The sequence below is a fragment of the Clavibacter sp. genome (assembly GCF_014802555.1).
GTDB lineage: Bacteria > Actinomycetota > Actinomycetes > Actinomycetales > Microbacteriaceae > Clavibacter > Clavibacter sepedonicus.
On sequence record NZ_JAAVCB010000009.1, the window covers coordinates 1 to 18534 of the forward strand.

20 protein-coding genes and 1 pseudogene are annotated in these 18534 nt (G+C 73.6%); 8 read left to right on the forward strand and 13 right to left on the reverse strand.

Features of this window, described 5'->3' with window-relative positions; translation table 11 throughout:
* Positions 1 to 101 (forward strand): annotated as a pseudogene (locus HDR73_RS00855) (IS481 family transposase); the annotation flags it as partial.
* 10 nt (positions 102 to 111) lie between these two features.
* Here the strand turns inward: HDR73_RS00855 and HDR73_RS00860 are convergent.
* Positions 112 to 408, reverse strand: a complete 297-nt coding sequence (locus HDR73_RS00860; RefSeq protein ID WP_012297688.1) for a hypothetical protein — start codon at positions 406 to 408, stop codon at positions 112 to 114.
* 216 nt (positions 409 to 624) lie between these two features.
* On the opposite strand from HDR73_RS00860, the gene HDR73_RS00865 reads away from it, so the two are divergent.
* A complete protein-coding gene (locus tag HDR73_RS00865) occupies positions 625 to 2040 on the forward strand; it encodes an MFS transporter (protein WP_041464270.1) in 1416 nt (471 codons plus the stop codon).
* A gap of 104 nt (positions 2041 to 2144) precedes the next feature.
* Positions 2145 to 3557 carry an MFS transporter gene (locus HDR73_RS00870; RefSeq protein ID WP_041464269.1) on the forward strand — a complete coding sequence of 471 codons (1413 nt, stop codon included), beginning with the start codon at positions 2145 to 2147 and terminating at the stop codon, positions 3555 to 3557.
* A gap of 66 nt (positions 3558 to 3623) precedes the next feature.
* Here HDR73_RS00870 and HDR73_RS00875 read toward each other — a convergent pair whose 3' ends face one another.
* Entirely contained in the window at positions 3624 to 4298 is a 675-nt protein-coding gene (locus HDR73_RS00875; protein WP_223842684.1) for a hypothetical protein, read from the reverse strand.
* A 135-nt stretch (positions 4299 to 4433) separates the two neighbouring features.
* On the opposite strand from HDR73_RS00875, the gene HDR73_RS00880 reads away from it, so the two are divergent.
* Positions 4434 to 4988, forward strand: coding sequence for an MOSC domain-containing protein (locus HDR73_RS00880; protein WP_012297684.1), 555 nt, complete (start codon positions 4434 to 4436; stop codon positions 4986 to 4988).
* An 11-nt stretch (positions 4989 to 4999) separates the two neighbouring features.
* Positions 5000 to 5197, forward strand: a complete 198-nt coding sequence (locus HDR73_RS00885; RefSeq protein ID WP_223842683.1) for a hypothetical protein — start codon at positions 5000 to 5002, stop codon at positions 5195 to 5197.
* Here the strand turns inward: HDR73_RS00885 and HDR73_RS00890 are convergent.
* Positions 5194 to 5484, reverse strand: coding sequence for a hypothetical protein (locus HDR73_RS00890; RefSeq protein WP_012297682.1), 291 nt, complete (start codon positions 5482 to 5484; stop codon positions 5194 to 5196). The two genes, HDR73_RS00885 and HDR73_RS00890, sit on opposite strands and share 4 nt — an antisense overlap.
* Before the next feature lie 142 nt (positions 5485 to 5626).
* On the opposite strand from HDR73_RS00890, the gene HDR73_RS00895 reads away from it, so the two are divergent.
* Complete coding sequence (locus tag HDR73_RS00895) at positions 5627 to 6148, forward strand: helix-turn-helix transcriptional regulator (protein ID WP_012297681.1); 522 nt, start codon at positions 5627 to 5629, stop codon at positions 6146 to 6148.
* Here HDR73_RS00895 and HDR73_RS00900 read toward each other — a convergent pair.
* Both HDR73_RS00900 and HDR73_RS00905 read right to left on the reverse strand, forming a co-directional pair.
* Positions 6120 to 6680 carry a hypothetical protein gene (locus HDR73_RS00900; RefSeq protein WP_012297680.1) on the reverse strand — a complete coding sequence of 187 codons (561 nt, stop codon included), beginning with the start codon at positions 6678 to 6680 and terminating at the stop codon, positions 6120 to 6122. The two genes, HDR73_RS00895 and HDR73_RS00900, sit on opposite strands and share 29 nt — an antisense overlap.
* A gap of 5 nt (positions 6681 to 6685) precedes the next feature.
* The gene (locus HDR73_RS00905) at positions 6686 to 7510 is read right to left on the reverse strand and encodes a ribokinase (protein ID WP_407637318.1); all 825 of its coding nucleotides are present in this window, start codon (positions 7508 to 7510) and stop codon (positions 6686 to 6688) included.
* Between the two features lie 146 nt (positions 7511 to 7656).
* Here HDR73_RS00905 and HDR73_RS00910 point away from each other — a divergent pair, with 146 nt between their 5' ends.
* On the forward strand, positions 7657 to 9078 hold the full coding sequence (locus HDR73_RS00910; protein ID WP_012297678.1) for an MFS transporter: 1422 nt from the start codon (positions 7657 to 7659) through the stop codon (positions 9076 to 9078).
* Here the strand turns inward: HDR73_RS00910 and HDR73_RS00915 are convergent.
* The 3 genes from HDR73_RS00915 to HDR73_RS00925 are packed head-to-tail and all read right to left on the reverse strand — an operon-like array spanning position 8963 to position 11561.
* Positions 8963 to 9811, reverse strand: a complete 849-nt coding sequence (locus tag HDR73_RS00915) for an ABC transporter permease (protein WP_012297677.1) — start codon at positions 9809 to 9811, stop codon at positions 8963 to 8965. The genes HDR73_RS00910 and HDR73_RS00915 overlap by 116 nt on opposite strands.
* Positions 9808 to 10638, reverse strand: a complete 831-nt coding sequence (locus HDR73_RS00920; RefSeq protein ID WP_012297676.1) for an ABC transporter permease — start codon at positions 10636 to 10638, stop codon at positions 9808 to 9810. The genes HDR73_RS00915 and HDR73_RS00920 overlap by 4 nt, the downstream gene beginning before the upstream one ends.
* Entirely contained in the window at positions 10635 to 11561 is a 927-nt protein-coding gene (locus tag HDR73_RS00925; RefSeq protein WP_041464267.1) for an ABC transporter ATP-binding protein, read from the reverse strand. Before HDR73_RS00925 ends, HDR73_RS00920 begins: the two co-directional genes overlap by 4 nt.
* A 201-nt stretch (positions 11562 to 11762) precedes the next feature.
* On the opposite strand from HDR73_RS00925, the gene HDR73_RS00930 reads away from it, so the two are divergent.
* Positions 11763 to 13694: an ABC transporter ATP-binding protein gene (locus HDR73_RS00930; protein ID WP_012297674.1), complete on the forward strand. Its 1932-nt coding sequence runs from the start codon at positions 11763 to 11765 to the stop codon at positions 13692 to 13694.
* A gap of 16 nt (positions 13695 to 13710) precedes the next feature.
* Here the strand turns inward: HDR73_RS00930 and HDR73_RS00935 are convergent, their stop codons facing one another.
* The 5 genes from HDR73_RS00935 to dacB form a co-directional block, all read right to left on the reverse strand.
* Positions 13711 to 14079 carry a DUF2834 domain-containing protein gene (locus HDR73_RS00935; RefSeq protein ID WP_012297673.1) on the reverse strand — a complete coding sequence of 123 codons (369 nt, stop codon included), beginning with the start codon at positions 14077 to 14079 and terminating at the stop codon, positions 13711 to 13713.
* A 119-nt stretch (positions 14080 to 14198) separates the two neighbouring features.
* Complete coding sequence (locus HDR73_RS00940) at positions 14199 to 15011, reverse strand: TrmH family RNA methyltransferase (protein ID WP_012297672.1); 813 nt, start codon at positions 15009 to 15011, stop codon at positions 14199 to 14201.
* Positions 15011 to 16486, reverse strand: a complete 1476-nt coding sequence (locus HDR73_RS00945) for an NAD-dependent succinate-semialdehyde dehydrogenase (RefSeq protein ID WP_012297671.1) — start codon at positions 16484 to 16486, stop codon at positions 15011 to 15013. Before HDR73_RS00945 ends, HDR73_RS00940 begins: the two co-directional genes overlap by 1 nt.
* Positions 16487 to 16565: 79 nt before the next feature.
* Entirely contained in the window at positions 16566 to 17156 is a 591-nt protein-coding gene (locus tag HDR73_RS00950) for an isochorismatase family protein (protein WP_012297670.1), read from the reverse strand.
* Positions 17157 to 17220: 64 nt separating this feature from the next.
* Positions 17221 to 18534 (reverse strand): D-alanyl-D-alanine carboxypeptidase/D-alanyl-D-alanine endopeptidase (gene dacB, locus HDR73_RS00955; RefSeq protein ID WP_287136190.1); only part of this gene is annotated, 1314 nt, incomplete at its 5' end.

Here is an 18534-nt window from a genome sequence, read left to right on the forward strand (position 1 = left end):
GCGCCGACGCGCTTGACCCCTTCATCGAGCACTACAACACTGAACGAATCCACTCAAGCCACGGGCTCACGCCCGCGGCCCGAGTGTCACCAACGTCATGACCCAGTACAGCTAGCGCCGGTCGTCCGGCCCCGGCTCGTCCGACGGCAGCGGGTCGAGGGCGACGCCGCCGTCCTCGTCCCACCTGAGCGCTTCCGCGTGGTCCTCCTCGGTCGGCGACTCGGCGAGACGGGCGCGCTCCTCCAGCTCCTGGTGCGTCCACCGGCGCAGCTGCAGGACGCACAGCACGACGACGGCGACGCACGGGATCGCGAGGTACCAGTACCCGGTCGCGACCGCGGCGAAGGCGCCCACCCCGCAGAGCTTCGCGAGCCCGGGCAGGACCTGGCGGCCGGTCTCGTGCTCCATGGGGCTCCTCGTGGTCGGGCGGCATCGCGGGGATCCGCCGGTCGGCCTCAGCCTACGGACCGCGCACAGCATCTCCCCAGGGGCGTAAACTCAGGGTCGCCATCACGAGTGGCCCCCTCGACTCCGCCGCACCCGGCGCCCGCGCCCGACCGGCGCGCCCGCCCCTCCGCGCGCCCCTGCCGCTCACGCCGCACCAGCCGAAAGCCGTCTCCTCCCATGTCCACGACCCCCGCGGCCCGCACCGCCGCCCCGTCCACCGCCACCCCGCCCGCCGGGAACTCTCGCTCGCGCGTGATCATCGCGAGCCTCATCGGCACGTCGATCGAGTTCTACGACTTCTACGTCTACGCGACCGCCGCGGTGCTCGTCTTCCCCGCGCTCTTCTTCGCGAACGACGACCCGACCGTCGCACAGCTCGCGTCCTTCGCGGTGTTCGGCGTCGCGTTCATCGCGCGGCCCATCGGATCCATCCTCTTCGGCCACTTCGGCGACCGCGTCGGTCGCAAGGGCACGCTCGTCGCGTCGCTGCTCACGATGGGCATCGCGACCGTGCTGATCGGGTGCCTGCCGACCGCGCTCACGCCCGGCTGGGAGGTCGCGGCCCCCGCGCTCCTCGTGATCATGCGCTTCGGCCAGGGCCTCGGCCTCGGCGGCGAGTGGAGCGGCGCCGCCCTCCTCGCCACCGAGAACGCGCCCGCCGGCAAGCGCGCCATCTACGGCACGTTCCCGCAGCTCGGCGCGCCCATCGGCTTCATCGTCGCCAACGGCGTCTTCCTCGCGCTGAGCCTCGGCCTCTCCCCCGAGCAGTTCCAGGCGTGGGGCTGGCGCGTGCCGTTCCTCGCGAGCGCCGTGCTCGTGATCGTCGGCCTCTACGTGCGCCTCAAGCTCATCGAGACGCCCGCGTTCCAGAAGGTCGTCGACTCCGGCGAGGTCGCGAAGCTGCCCGTCGCGCGCGTGTTCGTCACGAGCTGGCGCCCGCTGATCCTCGGCACCTTCATCATGCTGGCGACCTACACGCTCTTCTACCTGATGACGACGTTCACGCTCACCTACGGCACCACGGCGCGCGACGCCGCCACCGCCGAGGCCGCCGCGACCGCCGCAGGCAAGCCCTTCAACGCGGACACGTTCGCCGCGGGCCTCGGCTACGCGCGCAACGACTTCCTGCTCATGCTCATCGTCGGCGTCGTGTTCTTCGGGATCTTCACCATGGTCTCGGGGCCTCTCGCCGAGAAGCACGGCCGCCGCAAGATGCTCATCGCCACCACCGTCGGGATCCTCGTCTTCGGCCTGCTCTTCGTGCCCCTGTTCTCGGCCGGCTTCGTCGGCACGATGGCGCTCCTCATCCTCGGCTTCACGCTGATGGGTCTCACCTTCGGCCCCATGGGCGCGGTGCTGCCCGAGCTGTTCCCGACCAACGTGCGCTACACGGGATCCGCGATCAGCTACAACGTCGCGAGCATCCTCGGCGCCGCGGTCGCGCCCTTCATCGCGGTGGCGCTGTGGCAGCTGCTCGACGGGAACGTGCTGCTGGTCGGCGTGTACCTGAGCGCCATGGCGGCGATCACGCTGGTCGCGCTCGTCATCAGCCGCGAGACGCGCGACGCGGACTACGCGGGGAACGTCAGTTGACACGCGTCATGTGAACGGCCGGCCCGGAGGGGCGGGGAGCGCCGGTACCGTCGGCGCGCCAAATCCGTGGCGTCTCCCCGTCCCTCAAGTCGGAAGCAACCGCCATGACCGCTGGCCCTGCCACCGCCCCGCCCGTCGCCACCCCGGCCAACCCGCGCTCGCGGGTGGTAATTGCGAGCCTCATCGGGACGTCCATCGAGTTCTTCGACTTCTACGTCTACGCGACGGCCGCCGTGCTGGTGTTCCCAGCCCTCTTCTTCGCGAACGACGACCCCGCGGTCGCGCAGCTCCAGTCGCTCGCCGTGTTCGGCGTCGCGTTCTTCGCACGGCCCATCGGATCCGTGCTCTTCGGCCACTTCGGCGACCGGTTCGGCCGCACGCACACGCTCGTCGCGTCGCTGCTCACGATGGGCATCGCCACCGTGCTGATCGGCTCCCTCCCGAGCGGGCTCACGCCGGGCTGGGAGATCGCGGCCCCCGCCACCCTCGCCGTGCTCCGCTTCATCCAGGGCCTCGGTCTCGGCGGCGAGTGGGGCGGCGCGGCGCTGCTGGCCACCGAGAACGCGCCCGAGGGGAAGCGGGCCGTCTACGGCACGTTCCCGCAGCTCGGCGCGCCCATCGGGTTCTTCCTCAGCACCGGCCTGTTCCTGGTGCTCTCGCTCACGCTCTCCCCCGCCGACCTGCAGTCGTGGGGCTGGCGCGTGCCGTTCCTCGCCAGCGCCGTGCTCGTGCTCGTCGGCCTCTACGTGCGCGTCAAGCTCGTGGAGGCGCCGGAGTTCCAGGCGGTCCTCGACCGCGGCGAGACGTCCCGCCTCCCGCTCGGCCGCACCATCCGCACCGGCTGGCGCGGGCTGGTCCTCGGGGCGCTCGCCCTCTTGGCCATCTTCACGCTCTTCTACCTGATGACCACGTTCACGGTCACCTACGGCACGTCGCCGCGCACCGCGGAGGCCGCCGAGGCCGCCGCCACGAAGGCGGGCAAGCCGTTCGACGCGTCCTCGTTCCACGCCGGCCTCGGCTACGCCCGCACCGACTTCCTGCTCATGCTCCTCGTCGGCGTCGTGTTCTTCGCGATCGCCATCGTGGTCTCGGGCGTGCTCGCCGAGCGTCGCGGCGCTCGGCCGGTCGTGGCCGTGAGCGCCGCCGGCATGGTCGTGTTCGGCCTGCTGATGGATCCCCTGCTCGCGACGGGCGTGCCCGGCGCGCTCCTGTTCGTGATCCTCGGCTTCGCGCTCATCGGCATCGGGTACGGCGCCGTCGGATCCCTGCTGCCCGGCCTGTTCGCCACCGACGTCCGCTACACGGGCGCGTCCCTCGCGTTCAGCCTCGCGGGCATCATCGGCGGGGCCGTCGCGCCGTTCATCGCCACCTGGCTCTGGGACATCGGAGGCGGAGGGGTCGCGCTGGTGGGCGTCTACCTCAGCGTCGCGTCGGCGATCTCGCTCGTGGCGCTCCTGGTGGTGCGCGAGCACGGCCAGGCGAAGGCCGCGCCCGCTGAGGCGGTCGCCGCGCGCTGACCGGATCGAGGGCCGGGTCGACGCGTCGGCCCGGCCCTCGTCATGTCCGGGATCCGGACGACGCCCTCACCAGGCCCGGTGGATCGCCTCGGCCCGCTCGCGCATCGCGGCCGAACGCCCGTGCACCACCAGGCCGACGGCGAGGCCGACGGAGGCCAGGAGGGTGACGGTCGGCAGGGCGACCAGGAGCAGCATCAGCGGCGACCACGCGCCGCCCGGCAGGAACGACCCGAGGCCCGCATAGAGGAGCCACGACACCGCCGTCGCCAGCGCGAGCACGAGGAGCGACACCCGGGCCAGCGGCTCGAGCAGCAGCCCGCGGACGACCATGACGGCGAGGACCGCGAGCGCGGCCTCGTGGATCGCGCCCGCCACCTGCGTCACGATCACGACGCCCGCCGGCAGCACCGGTTCCCGCGGATCCGCGAGCGACAGCCCGACGATCACGTCCGCCACCGCGAGCACCACCAGCCCGCCTGCGGCCACCAGCACCGCGATCGCGGCCGCCCGCGATGCCCGCATGAGCCCCGGCTCCCCGCGCACGCCGCGGGCGAGCACCACGGCGGCGACCACCGTGAGCACGACGCCGAGGACGTCGACGACGGGCCCTTGCAGCACGATCGTCGACGCCATGTCCGGCGTCGGCTGGATCCGGAAGCCGCCCAGCAGCACGGGCTGCAGCAGCAGCGCACCCGCGGAGGCGAGACCCGCGACCAGCGTCGTCCTGCGTGATCCGCTCATGGCCGTCGCGCGCATCGCATCCCCCATCGCCATCGATGACCCGAACCTAGCGGCAGACACACGGCGGCGGGAGATCGCGCCCCCGTCACGGCCCGAGGGTCGCCCGGCGGCGGCCGCGCCGCTATCGTCGCTGGCATGCAGCCGTCCGCATCGCCCCGGGTCCTCGCGGTCGCGCGCGACGACGCCCACCGCTTCTCCAAGCCCGTCCGCCCGTCGATCACGCTCCTCGCCGGCCTCGGCGTCGAAGGCGACGCGCACCTCGGCACGACCGTCCAGCACCTGTCGCGGAAGCGCCGCGACCCGGACGCGCCGAACCTCCGCCAGGTGCACCTCGTCCACGCCGAGCTGCACGCGGAGCTCGCGGGGAAGGGATTCACGGTCGGTCCCGGCGACCTCGGCGAGAACGTGACGACCGCGGGCATCCCGCTCCTCGACCTGCCCACGGGCACGCGCCTGCACCTCGGCGACGAGGCCGTGGTCGAGCTGACGGGCCTCCGGAACCCGTGCATCCAGATCGACAAGCTGGGCTCGGGTGCCATGAAGGCCGTGCTCGACCGCGACGCCGACGGGAACGTCGTGCGGAAGTCCGGTGTGATGGGCGTCGTGATCACCGGCGGCGAGGTCCGACCCGACGACGCCGTGCGCGTGGAGCTGCCCGCGGGCGAGCAGCGCGCGCTGCAGCCGGTCTGATGGTCGCGGACATGCGGATCCTCGCGGCGACCCTGGCCGGCTCCGGCGCGCTCGTCCTCGCGGTCGCGCTGGGTGCCGTCATGGGCGGCATCGCGGGCGAGGAGCCGGGAGGCATCGCGGTCGCCTGGTGGTTCGTTGCGGCCGGTGCCGCGCTCGTGCTGGTAGCGCTCGTCGTGGAGGTCGCGCGCCACCGCGGCCTACGTCGCTAGGAGCCCGATCCGCCGTCGGGATCGCCCACGAGCGGCTCGACCGCACGCGCCTCGGCAGCGACGCGCTCACGTCGCCGACGGACCGCACTGCGCACCGCGATGACCACGACCACGGCCGCCGTCGCGATCGCGACGATCGTGCACACGACGACGAGCACGCGGTCGCCCTCCGTGCGCACCTCGGTGCGGCGGGCCACCTGGAGCAGCAGGTACGTGGCGATGCCGGCGAAGGTCGCCAGAGCACCCTCCGCCTGCTCCCGGAAGCGCGAGCGGGTCTCCGATGGCATGCGTCCAACCTGCCACAGCGCGTGCCCGGCGGGTGAGCGATCCGCCTGACGCCGCCGATGTCGCCCCGCTGTCGGGCGGATGTCGTGCTCCTGTCGGGCCCGCGTCGTGGTGGCGAGACTCCCCGGCCGCCAGTCTGGGTCCATGAACGAGACACGGATCGTGGAGCTGCGCCGGGAGCGCGGATGGACGCAGGACCGGCTGGCGGAGGCGAGCGGGATCACGGTGCGCACGGTGCAGCGATTGGAGGCGGGGAACGACGCGAGCCTCGAGACGCTGTCGCTCGTCGCGAAGGCGCTCGAGGTGCCCGTGCGGGACCTCTTCGCCGTGGTCGGCGAAGGTGACTTCGGCCGGACGGTGTCCGCGCTCGACGACCGGGCGGAGCGTCAGCAGGAGCGGCGCGACGCGGTGACGGACGGGTTCCGCTCGCTGTACCACGGGGTCGGGGTCGTCTGGACGCTGCTCGTCGTGGCCGGCATCGCCACGCGCGTGCTGCCCGGCGTCGGAGCGCTGCTCATCGCGGCGTACTGGGCCGGTGGTGCGCTGCTCTCCGGGTTCCTGCTCCGCGTGGTCGTGGGCCCCCGCCTCGACCGGGCGTACCCGCTATCGCGCGACCGCTCGTCCGACGAGCAGGCGGTCACGCGGGGTCGGCGGCGTCCGCGCTGACGGCGGTCGATCCGTCGCCCGCGGCCGCCTCCGCGCGTACCGACCGCTCGCGGTGATCGACCCACACCATCACGCTGCTGTCGACGCGGTCGAAGAGCTGGACGCCCACCTCCAACTCACCGACGTCCCACAGCACGGGGCTCGGCTGATCGTCGAAGGCCGGGCAGAACACGCCGAAGGCAGCGGCGAGGGCGGCGACGAGGGCGTCGTGGTCGCGCCGGACGAGCGGATCGCGCGGACGGCCGTGCCGCGCCAGGAAGAAGCCGATGATCGTGACCCCGCCCGCGTGGGTGCCGAGGCTCAGATGGTCGACGGCGTCGGGACTACCGGTCAGGGAGCGGAGCTCGGAGTCGGGGTCGGGGTCGGAGTCGGGGTCGTACGCGTCCACGTCGCACGTGGGACGCACGCCGAGAGCTGCCAGCATCCGCTCCGCGTCCGCGACATGGCGCGGCCACGGCGGCGTCGCGAGGGCGCGGACGAAGGCGACGACGGAAGCCGCCGCCCCGTGCGGATCCGGCCCGGCGTCGCCCACGGGGCTCAGTCGTCCGCCGGCTGCGCGCCCTGCCGCTGCACCACGACCGCGGCCGCGTCGGCGGCGACGACCAGGGCGGCCCCGCGGTCGGCGCCCGCGGCGAGCGCCGAGGCCAGCGCGCCGCAGAACGCGTCGCCGGCGCCCGTGGTGTCGACGACGCGGGAGACCTTCGACGCGGGGACCTCGACGTCGCCCCACATCGCGCCCTCGGCGCCGAGGGTCACGAGCAGCGACGCGGGGGCCGGTGTGCCCGACCCGCGGAGGAGTCCCGCCTCGTGCTCGTTGACGACGACGGGATCCGCGAGCGCCAGCACGTCGGCGGGCAGCGCGGCGAAGGGCGCGAGGTTGAGCACGACGCGGGCGCCGGCGGCGTGCGCGCGGCGGACGCCCTCGGAGATCGTGTCGAGGGGGAGCTCGAGCGAGGCGAGCAGGACGTCGCCCGCGGCGAGCGCGTCGAGCGGATCCAGGTGCGTAGATGTCACGCGCCCGTTGGCGCCGGGCGCGACGATGATCGTGTTCTCGCCGTCGTCGTCCACCGCGATGATCGCGAGGCCCGTCGTCGCGCCGTCCACCGTCGCCAGGCCGGTGACGTCGATGCCGCGGGCCGTCAGACGCGCGCGGTAGGCGGATCCGTCGGCGTCGTCGCCCACGGCCCCCACCATCGCGACCTCGCCGCCGGCGTCGGCCGCCGCGACCGCCTGGTTCGCGCCCTTGCCGCCCCAGAGCCGCTCGGGGTCGGATCCCATGAGCGTCTCCCCCGGCTGCGGGTGCCGCGGCACGCGCACCACCTGGTCGACGTTGAGCGATCCGAGCACCACGACGCGGCCCATGGGCACCTAGCCTCCCCCGGCACGCGGCCGGCCGCGCCCGGGTGGCGCTCCCCGCCAGGGTACCGAGCGGATCCGGCACCCGGGCCCGTCCGTGCGGCCGCTGGGCGGGCCGATACCGTGGAGAGGAGATCCGATCGGAGGACGCCATGCCCGGAGCAGCCGGCGACGCCCGCCCGCCCCGCCCGCCCCTGCTGATCTCACGGTCCTTCGCGCTCATCTGGCTCGCGCAGGCGCTGTCCGCGTTCGGCGAGTACGTGCTCGCGGCGACCGTCACGGTGTGGCTCGCCATGGGACTCGCGCCGGGCGACCCGGCCCTGCCGCTCTACATCGGCGCGGTCATCGGGGCGACGAGCCTGCCGCGCCTCGTGCTCGCGCCGGTCGCGGGCGTGCTCGTCGACCGGTGGCCCGCCGGCCGCGTCATGGTCGCGGCCGACGTCGCGCGCGCCGGGCTGCTCGTGCCGCTCATGGTGATCGCGGTGACCGGGCCCACGCCCCTCGTGATCGCCGCCGTCATCACGACGCAGCTCCTCATCGGCTCCGTGTCGCAGCTCTTCGACCCGGCGCGCGCGGCCCTCGTGCAGGTCGTCGTGCCGGCGGATCGCCGCGCCGCCGCCGCGGGACGCTCGCTGCTCGCGAGCACGGGCGTCGGGATCCTCTCGGCCATGACCGGCCCGGCCGTGTACGCCGCGCTCGGGCCGCAGCCCGCGCTCGCGATGGACGCCGTGTCGTTCCTCGCGTCGGCGGCGCTGGTGCTCGCGGTGCGCGAACGCGGAGCCACGGCGGCGGGCGCGGGGGCCTTGGGCACGGACGCGGACGCCGACGCGCACGGCTCGGTCGCCTCCGCGCGCGCCCGCTTCCGCGCCGAGCTCGCCGCCGGGATCCGCATCGTGCGGGCGTCGCCACGCCTACGGATCCTCGTGGCCGGCCTCGCGGCCTACGGCGTGACCCTGGGCGTCAACAACGCGACCCTCGCGCTCGTCGCCCTCACCACGATGGGCCTGACGGCTGCGGAGTACGGCGTGGTCACGGCGATGTTCGCGGTCGGGGGCCTCGTCGGATCCTTCACGGCGCCCGCGCTCGTCGCCCGCATCCGCCCCGAGCGCGCGCTGCCCGCCTCGCTCGTCGCCCTCGGCGCCACCTATGCGGCCTACTCGACGGTGCGCGCGTTCCTGCCCGCCGCGATCCTCATGGGGCTGGCCGGCCTCGTCTTCGCGGTCTTCCTCGTCTCGCAGGGCCCGATCCTCCAGGCCGAGGCGCCCGTCGGGACCATGGGCCGGGTCTCCTCGCTCACGTCGACGGTGCTGGCCGGCTCGTCGTTCCTCGCCACGGTCGTGACGGCGCAGGTGCTCGCCCTCGTCCCCGCGTCCGCGCAGCCCGCCGCCTACCCCGCCGCCATCGCGACGGCGGCCGTCGTCATGGGATCCGCCGGCGTCGCGCTCGTCGCGGGCGGCCTCAGTCGAGGAAGAGGACCCGCAGCCGCCGCGTCGTGGAGACCAGGCCGATGGCCGTCATCACCGCGAAGTAGAGCACGTGGCCGACGACCGCGAACGAGAGCGCGCCCGTCGTGAACCCCCGCACGAGCTCCACCGCGTGCCAGAGCGGGAGCGCCTGGATCACCGTCTGGATCCACGCCGGGTACACGGACAGCGGGTAGAAGGTCGCCGAGAACAGGAACATGGGCAGCAGGATGAAGTTGATCCAGTCCATCTGCTGGAACGTCTTCATGTAGCTCGTCACGGCCATGCCGAAGCTCGCGAACGCCAGCGCGACGAGCACCACGGACGGCAGCGCGAGGATCGCCCACCACGACAGGTTGAGGCCGAGCACCTGCATCACGACGAGGAAGCCCGACGAGTAGACGACGCCGCGCAGCAGCGCCAGCGAGATCTCGCCGAACGCGACGTCGAGCGGCCCGAGCGAGGTCGCGAGCATGCCCTGGTACAGCTTCGAGTGGTTCATCTTGAAGAAGACGTTCCAGGTGGAGTCGTAGACGGCGCCGTTCATCGCCGAGACGGCGAGGAGGGCGGGCGCGATGTAGGCGGCGTACGGCACGGGCTGGCCGGTGCTCGTCGTCACGTCGCCCACGAGCGAGCCGAGGCCGATGCCCATCGCGAGCAGGTAGAAGACGGGCTCGAAGAAGCCGGAGAGCACGACGGTCCAGTTGGTGCTGCGGGTGGCGAGCAGGCCGCGGGACAGGACCGAGCGGGCGTTGCCGGCATAAAGGGAGCGGGGGCCGCCGCGGCTGCGGCGGGCGGCGGGCGCGGGGGCCGGGGCGTTCGCGGGCATCGTGGATCCGGTCATGCGCGCAGCCTCCTCGTCGCGACGCGGCGCGCGAGGGTCCAGCCCACCGCGAGCCACAGCAGCAGGTAGGCGACGTGCACGGCCGTGAGCCACAGCGGCTCCTGCATCCCGTAGGTGGCGACGCGGCCGAGCTCGGTGCCGTGCCAGAGCGGCGAGATCCAGCCGATCCACTGCAGCCAGACGGGGAACTGGGTGAGCGGGAAGAACGTGCCCGAGAACAGGGACAGCGGGGTGATCACGAAGCGCATGACCATGGCGATCTGGCCGGTGTCCTGCGTGAGGGTCGCGACGTAGGCCATGAGCATCACGCCGATCGCCATGCCCGTGAGCACCGCGGCGCCGATCGCGAGGAACCCCGTGCCGAGCGGCACCGCGCCGAACAGGAGCATGAAGGCGAAGTAGGCGATGCAGGTGGGCGCCATGCGGATCGCGACGCCGATGACCTGCCCGTCCATGATCTGGGCGGGGGTGAGCGGCGACGCGTTCATCGCCTGGAACACCGGGTTCCACTTGAAGCCGCCGAAGATCGGGTAGCTGAACTCCTCGCTGGCGACCGTCATGGCGCTCGTCGCGAGGAGCGCGGGTGCCACGAACACGAGGAAGCTCACGCCGAGCGCCTGGTTCGCGTCGGTGCCTCGGTCGACGACGGTGGCGAGGCCGACGCCGAGCGCGTAGAGGTAGGCGTAGGGGCTCGCGATGCCGGTCGCGAGCGCGGTGCCGAGGTAGGCGCGGATCCCGAGCAGCCGGTGCTCGGCCGCGTACCAGGCGCCGTAGCGGCGCGGGCGGACGCCGGCGGCGACGGCCTCGCGGGTGTCGACGGCGCTCACTCGACGAGGCTCCGGCCGGTGAGGCGGAGGAAGACGTCCTCGAGGCTGGAGCGGCGCACCAGTGTCGTGATGGGCTTCAGGCCCTGCTCGAGGATGCGGCTGAGCACGGCCTCGCCGTCGGACGCGTAGACGAGCACGCGGTCGGGCAGCACCTCGACGCGGTCGCCGTACCCGGCGATCTCGCGCGACGCGGACTCGTTGCGGTCGGATCCGAAGCGCACCTCGAGCACCTCGCGGCTGGAGTGGTCGCGGATGAGGGACGCGGGCGAGCCCTCCGCCATGATGCGGCCCTCGTCGACCACGACGATCCGGTCGCAGAGCTGCTCGGCCTCGTCCATGTAGTGCGTGGTGAGCACGAGCGTCGTGCCCTGCTCCTTGAGGCGGAACAGGCGGTCCCAGAGGATGTGGCGGGCCTGCGGGTCGAGGCCCGTCGTCGGCTCGTCGAGCAGCAGGATCCGCGGGTCGCTGATGAGGGCGCGCGCGATCGTGAGGCGGCGCTTCATGCCGCCGGACAGGTCGTCGACCTTCGCGTTCGCGCGGTCGCTGAGCTGCGCGAACTCGAGCAGCTCGTCGGCGCGGGCCGCGACCTGCTTGCGCGGCAGCCCGAAGTAGCGGCCGTAGACGATGAGGTTGTCGCGCGCCTTGAGCTCCAGGTCGAGGTTGTCGGCCTGCGGCACGACGCCCAGCTGCGAGCGGATCTCGGGCCCGTGCGTGTCGGGGTCGAGCCCGAGGATGTCGAGCGAGCCGCCCGTGCGCGACGAGACCGCGCCGATCATGCGCATGGTCGTGGACTTCCCGGCGCCGTTCGGCCCGAGCAGCCCGAAGGACTCGCCGGGCGCGACCTCGAAGGAGAGGCCGTCGACGGCGACGTGGTCGCCGTACTTCTTCACGAGGCGGTCGGCGGTGATGACGGGGGTGGGCACGAGACCACAGCCTAGGGACGGCCGGGGGTTTTCTCCACGAGCGGAAGCGCTCCCGGCGGCTGCGCGGCGGCCGGAGCGTAGAGTCGCCACGGCGATGCGACACGCGCGACGCCCGCCCGTCGACCGCCCGACCGCCGCCGGTCCTGCGCTCGGCTGACCGCGCGCAGCATCACGATCGCACCCACCACCGGGAGAACACGCATGAGCACCGCCCGCCCCGAGACCGCCGCCGCGCCGCGCGCCCGCTCCCGCAACCCGTTCGCCCGTCGCGACTCCGCCGACGACGGGCCCCGCGCGCGCTTCTCGGAGCTCCTCCCCTACATCCTCGAGCAGCGCGGGCTGATGGCCTTCGTCGTCGTGCTGAGCGTCCTCGGCGCCGCCGCGAGCCTCGGCCAGCCGCTCCTCGTGCAGCGCGTCGTCGGCGTCGTGCAGGAGGGCGGCCAGCTCGGCGTCCTCGTGTGGGCGCTCGTCGGCCTGGTCGTCGTGTCCGGCGTGCTGTCCGGCTACCAGCACTACCTGCTGCAGCGGATGGGCGAGGGCATCGTGCTCTCGTCGCGCCGCACGCTCGTGCGCCGGATCCTCCGCCTCCCCATCTCCGAGTTCGACACCCGCCGCACGGGCGACCTCGTCTCGCGCGTCGGCTCCGACACCACGCTCCTCCGCGCCGTGCTCACGCAGGGCCTCGTCGAGGCGATCGGCGGCGCGGTCACGTTCCTCGGCGCCATCATCGCGATGCTCATCATCGACCCCGTGCTCCTCAGCCTCACCGTGCTGGTCGTCGCCGTCTCGGTGGTCGCCGTCGTGGGCCTGTCCGGCCGGATCCGCGTGGCCAGCCAGCGCGCGCAGCGCAAGGTCGGCGACCTGGCCGCGAGCGTCGAGCGGGCCATCGGCGCGATCCGCACCGTCCGCGCCAGCAACCCGACCGACCGCGAGATCCGCGCCATCGAGGCCGACGCCGAGGGCGCCTGGGAGATGGGGATCAAGGTCGCGAAGGCGTCCGCCGTCGTCGTGCCCATCGCGGGCATCGCGCTGCAGGCGTCGTTCCTCGTGGTGGTCGGCGTCGGCGGCTACCGCGTCGCGGCCGGTGCCATCACGGTCGGCGACCTCGTGGCATTCATCCTGTTCCTCTTCCTGATGATCATGCCGCTCGGCCAGGCCTTCGGTGCCGTGACCGCCGTCAACCAGGCGCTCGGCGCGCTCGGCCGCATCCAGGAGATCGTGAAGCTACCGGTCGAGACCGACGGCGACGCCGACCTCGCCGCACGACTCCGCGACGACGCGCCCGCGGGCGACGACCGCACGGACGCACCCGCCGTGGAGCTCGTGGACGTGCGGTTCGCGTACCCGGTGGCGGCGGATGCGGACGCCACCGCAGACGGTGCCGCGACGACCGAGGCACCCGCTTCTCCGGCCGACTCCGCGGACGCCTCCCCCGGCGCCGACCGCACGGGCGGCGGCGTCCTGCAGGGCATCAGCTTCCGCGCCGAGCGGGGCACCCGGATCGCGCTCGTCGGCCCCTCGGGCGCGGGCAAGAGCACGATCCTCGCCCTGATCGAGCGCTTCTACGACCCGACCTCCGGCGTCGTCCGGGTCGGCGGCCGCGACATCCGCACGCTCGACCGCGAGGACCTCCGCCGCCAGATCGGCTACGTCGAGCAGGACGCCCCCGTCCTCGCCGGCACGCTCCGCGAGAACCTGACCCTCACCGCGTTCGACGCGACCGACGAGGACTGCGTCCAGGTGCTGCACGCGGTGAACCTCACCGAGGTGCTCGCGCGCAACGAGCTCGGCCTCGACGCGCCCGTCGGCGAAGACGGCATCATGCTGTCCGGCGGCGAGCGCCAGCGCCTCGCGATCGCGCGCACGCTGCTCTCGGCTCCCCCGATCCTGCTGCTCGACGAGTCGACGTCCAGCCTCGACGGCCTCAACGAGCAGCTGCTCCGCAAGGCGATCGACGCGGTCGCCGAGCACCGCACCCTCATCGTGATCGCGCACCGGCTCTCGACCGTCGTCGACAGCGACCTCATCGTGGTCGTCGAGAAGGGCCGCGTCGTCGGCACGGGCACGCACGCCGAGCTCGTCGTCTCGACGCCGCTCTACCGCGACCTCGCGAAGCACCAGCTGCTCGTGTAGCGGCGCTCCGACGGGATCACGCGCCCGGCGTCGGCTCCGTCCGCTCCGGCGCGCTCAGGTGCATCTCCCTGGCCGCGAGGAACAGCGGCAGGGCGAACGCGAACGCCACGAGCGGCGCCAGCAGCACGTAGACCCACACCCGCCGCATCCGGAGCCGCCGCCCCTCGACGACGATGAACACGACGCTCGCGACCGCCGCGATCAGGAGGTCCCACGACAGCGACGACACCGACGCGCCGCCGGCGGACAGGTCGGCGAGGAAGTCCCGGCCCTCCGTGACCACGCGGATGTTCGCGGACCACGTCAGCACGAGTCCGGCGGCCGCGAGCACCAGGTAGACGACGGCGAGGCGCGTGGGGCGCCGGCGCGCAGGACGCGTGCTCATGGGGACCCCTTCTCGTCGGTGAGGCCAGGCTAGGCGCTCGCAGCTCGGGGTACGCCATCCACGCGGGATCCGGCGCAGGGCGGCCCGCTTCCCGCCCGGTGAGGGACGGGCCGGCGGCATCAGCGCGTCGGTGCCGCCAGCGCGTACAGGGCGACGGCACTGGCCGCCGCGACGTTCAGCGAGTCGATGCCGTGCGCCATGGGGATCTGCACGACGGTGTCCGCCGACCGGATCGCCTCCGCCGACAGCCCCGGCCCCTCGGAGCCGAGCACGATTACGAGCTTCTCGTGGTCCTCGGCCGGGAAGTCGCGGATCGACACGGCGTCGGGCGTCAGGGCGAGCGCCGCGACGTGAAAGCCGGCGTCGGCGAGGGCGGCGCGCGTCTCCGGCCACTCCCCCGTGCGCGTCCACGGCACCTGCAGGACCGTGCCCATGCTGACGCGGATGGCGCGGCGGTAGAAGGGATCCGTGCAACGCGGGGTCACGAGCACCGCGTCGGCGCCGATCGCCCCGACCGAGCGGAAGATCGCGCCGACGTTGGTGGGATCCACGACGTCCTCGAGCACCACCACCCGCCGGGCGTCCGCGAGCAGCGACGCCACGGACGGCAGCGCCGGCCGGTCGAGCGACGCGACGACGCCGCGGTGCAGCACGTAGCCGGTGAGCTCCGCGAGCAGCTCGCCGGGCCCGGTGAACACCGGCACGTCCCGGTCGCCGACGAGCGCCAGCGCCTCGTCGACCGTGCCGCCGAGCGCGAGCACCGACCGGGGCGCGTGCCCCGCCTTCAGCGCCCGCTCGAGCACCAGCGCCGACTCCGCCAGGTAGATCCCGTGGCCCGCCCCCTCGGCCTTCCGGAGCGCGACGTCGGTGCGGTGGCTGTAGTCGGCGAGCCGCGGATCCGCGAGATCCTCGATCGGGACGACGTGCGCCACTACGACGCGAACGGGTCGGGCGTGAGCGTGTACTTCGTGTTCAGGTACTCGTGGATCCCCTCGAGCCCGCCCTCGCGGCCGAGCCCCGACTGCTTCACGCCGCCGAACGGCGCCGCCGCGTTGGAGATGACGCCCATGTTGAGGCCCGTCATGCCCGTCTCGAGCCGCTCGATCATGCGCTGACCGCGCGCGAGGTCGCGGGTGAAGACGTACGAGACGAGGCCGTACTCGGTGTCGTTGGCGAGACGAACGGCGTCGTCCTCGTCGTCGAACGGGACGATGGCGACCACCGGCCCGAAGATCTCCTCGCGCAGGATGTCGCTGCCCTCGGCCACGCCCGTGAGGAGGGTCGGCGGGTAGAAGTGGCCGGTGCCGTCCCCCGGCGTGCCGCCCGCGCGCACGGTCGCGCCGCGCTCCACGGCGTCGCGCACGAGCCGGTCGGCCTTGTCGACCGCGCGGCCGTCGATGAGCGGACCCACCGTGACGCCCTCCTCGGTGCCGCGCCCGATCCGCATCCCGTCGATGCGCTCCTGCAGCCGGTCGGCGAACGCATCCGCGATCGACGCCTCCACGATGAACCGGTTGGCCGCCGTGCACGCCTGCCCGACGTTGCGGAACTTCGCCGTCACGGCGCCCTCGACGGCCTTGTCGATGTCGGCGTCGGCGAAGATTACGAACGGCGCGTTGCCGCCGAGCTCGAGCGAGACGCGCAGCACGTTCTGCGCGGCCTGCGCGCCGAGCTGGCGGCCGACGGGCGTGGATCCGGTGAAGCTCAGCTTCCGCAGCCGCGGGTCCGCGATGAGCGGACCGGTGACGTCGGCGGCGGACGTGGTGGGGATCACGTTGAGGACGCCGGCGGGCAGCCCCGCCTCCGCCAGCAGCTCGGCGAAGCGGAGCGTGGTGAGCGGCGTGAGATCGGCCGGCTTGATGACCACGGTGCAGCCCGCGGCGAGCGCCGGAGCGATCTTGCGGGTCGCCATCGCGAGCGGGAAGTTCCACGGCGTAATGAGCAGGACCGGCCCGACCGGGTGCTGCGACACGATCATGCGGCCGGTGCCCTCGGGGTTCACGCCGTAGCGGCCCGTGATGCGCACGGCCTCCTCGGAGAACCAGCGGAGGAACTCGCCCCCGTAGGTCACCTCGCCGAGCGACTCGGCCAGCGGCTTGCCCATCTCGAGCGTCATGAGGAGCGCGAACTCGTCCTTCCGCTCCTGCAGGAGGTCGAACGCGCGGCGGAGGATCTCACCCCGGGCGCGCGGAGCCGTCGCGGCCCACGCGGCCTGCGCGTCGACGGCCGCGTCGAGCGCGCGCGCCCCGTCCGCGGGGCTCGCGTCGGCGACCCGCGCGATGACCTCGTCGGTCGCCGGATCCCGGACCTCGAACGTCGCCCCGCCTTCCGCGTCGATCCGCTCGCCCCCGATGAGCAGGGTGGTGGGCGTGCCCGACAGGAGGTCGGTCTCGGTGGATGCGCTCATGGTGTCCTCGGTTCTTCCGTGCTGTGCGGTGCTGGGTGGTGCTGCGTGCTGCGGTCTCGTGCGGGTGGACGGTCGGCCGTCAGTCGGCCGGGCCCTCCACGATCTCCGCCCCGGCGTCGCGCAGCCGGTCGAGGGCGGCGGCGCTGGTGGCCGGCGCCACGCCCGCGACGAGGTCGGCGAGGATCCGCACGCGCTTGCCCTGGTGCACCGCGTCGAGGGCCGACGCGAGCACGCAGTAGTCGGTCGCGAGGCCGACGACGTCGATGTCGGTGATCTCGTGCAGCGCCAGCAGGTCCGCCAGCGGCACGCCGTCCTCGGTCGTGCCCTCGAAGATCGAGTAGGCGGGCGCGCCCTGGCCCTTCCGGACGTGGAAGTCGACGGCGGTGACGTCGAGGTCGGGGTGGTACTCGGCGCCGTGCGTGCCCTGCACGCAGTGCTCGGGCCACGTGGTCGAGAAGTCGGGGACGACGCCCGCAGCGGCGAAGTGCCCGCCGTTGTCGCCCGTCGCCTCGTGCCAGTCGCGGGAGGCGATGACGTGGTCGTAGCGGTACGGCTCCGCGGCGAGGAGGCCGGTGATCCCCCGCGCGACGTCGCCGCCGCCCTCGACGCCGAGCGCGCCGCCCTCCGTGAAGTCGTTCTGCACGTCGATGATGAACAGAGCCCTGGTCATGCTCCGCTCCTTCCCCGGGCCGGGCCCGGTGCCGTGGATCCGCCGCCCGGGACCGGGCAGCGCCTCATTCGTCCCCCAGGTCCGCTCCGCAGCGGTACGTTCCCGCGGCCAGCGCGTCCAGGGCGATCTTCGCGTCGCCCGTCACGTTCCCGATGGCGTAGAAGGCAAAGGTGAGCTTGGTGCCGTCGGCCGCGTCGACGATGCCGGCGAGCGTGTAGCCCGTGTCGATCCAGCCGGTCTTGGCGACGACGTGCCCGCGGGCCACGGCGCTGTCGCCGGTGAATCGCCCCGCCAGCGTTCCGGTGCGCCCGGCGACTGGGAGCCCGTCGTGCAGGTAGCCGAGCGCCTGCTGACGCTGGTCGACCTGGATCATCAGCTGCGCGAGCAGCGACGGCGGCACGCGGTCGTCGGGGCTGAGCCCCTGGCCGTCGACGATGGTGAGCGTGGACGTGTCCAGCCCGTACGCCTGCAGGGCCTTCGGGATGCCCGCCGCCAGCGACTGCTGCGTGTTCCCGGCGCCGACCTGGATGCTCACGAGCCGCGCGAGGGACTCCGCGAGCACGTTGTCGGAGTTGATGAGCGCGGTCTGGATGAGGGACGACACCGGCTGCGACTCGACCTTGCCGAGCACGCGGGCGCCGGCGGGCGCCGCGCCCTGCGTGACGTCGGCCGACCCGCCCAGCATGGAGCGGAAGGTGCTGCCGACGCGCGCGAGCGGATCCTCGCTGCGGGCGGAGACGACGGCGGCCGGATCGGCGCGGTCGGCGTCGAGCTGCAGCGGCGTCATGAAGCTGGAGTAGCCCGCCTTCCGCTCGGAGGCGGCCCACGACGGGATCCAGGTGTCCCCGGAGAAGAGGGAGGTGTCGAGCACGATGCGGGTGATGGGGGTGCCGGCCGTCGAGGGATCCGCGGCCCACGCGGTGCGCACCTGCTGGGCGAGGTCGCTGAGGCGCGGCGCACCGGGGTAGACGGAGCTGCCGGAGGTGAGGCGCGACAGCGTCGGGTCCCCTCCGCCGACGAGCACCACGGTGCCGGGCTCGGAGCCACGGACCACCGTCGTGGCGATGCGCCGGTCGGGGCCGAGCGCCGCGAGGGCCGCGGCCGAGGTGATGACCTTCATGACGCTCGCCGTGCGCTCCGGCGTGCTGCCGTTGCGGTCGAAGAGCACGCGGCCGGTCGCGGCGTCGCGGACCTGGCCCTCGAAGGTGGCGAGGCGCGGATCCTGCGCGAGGGACGAGATCGAGCACATGCGGAGGTCGCGCGCGGCGGCCTCGTCGGCGGGCGCGGGACGCGGCGGCGCCTGCGTGGGGGTCGGGCTCGGGGTGGGCGTCGGATCGGCGGTGGCGGCGACGCTCGCGGAGGCGCTCCCGGCGCGACC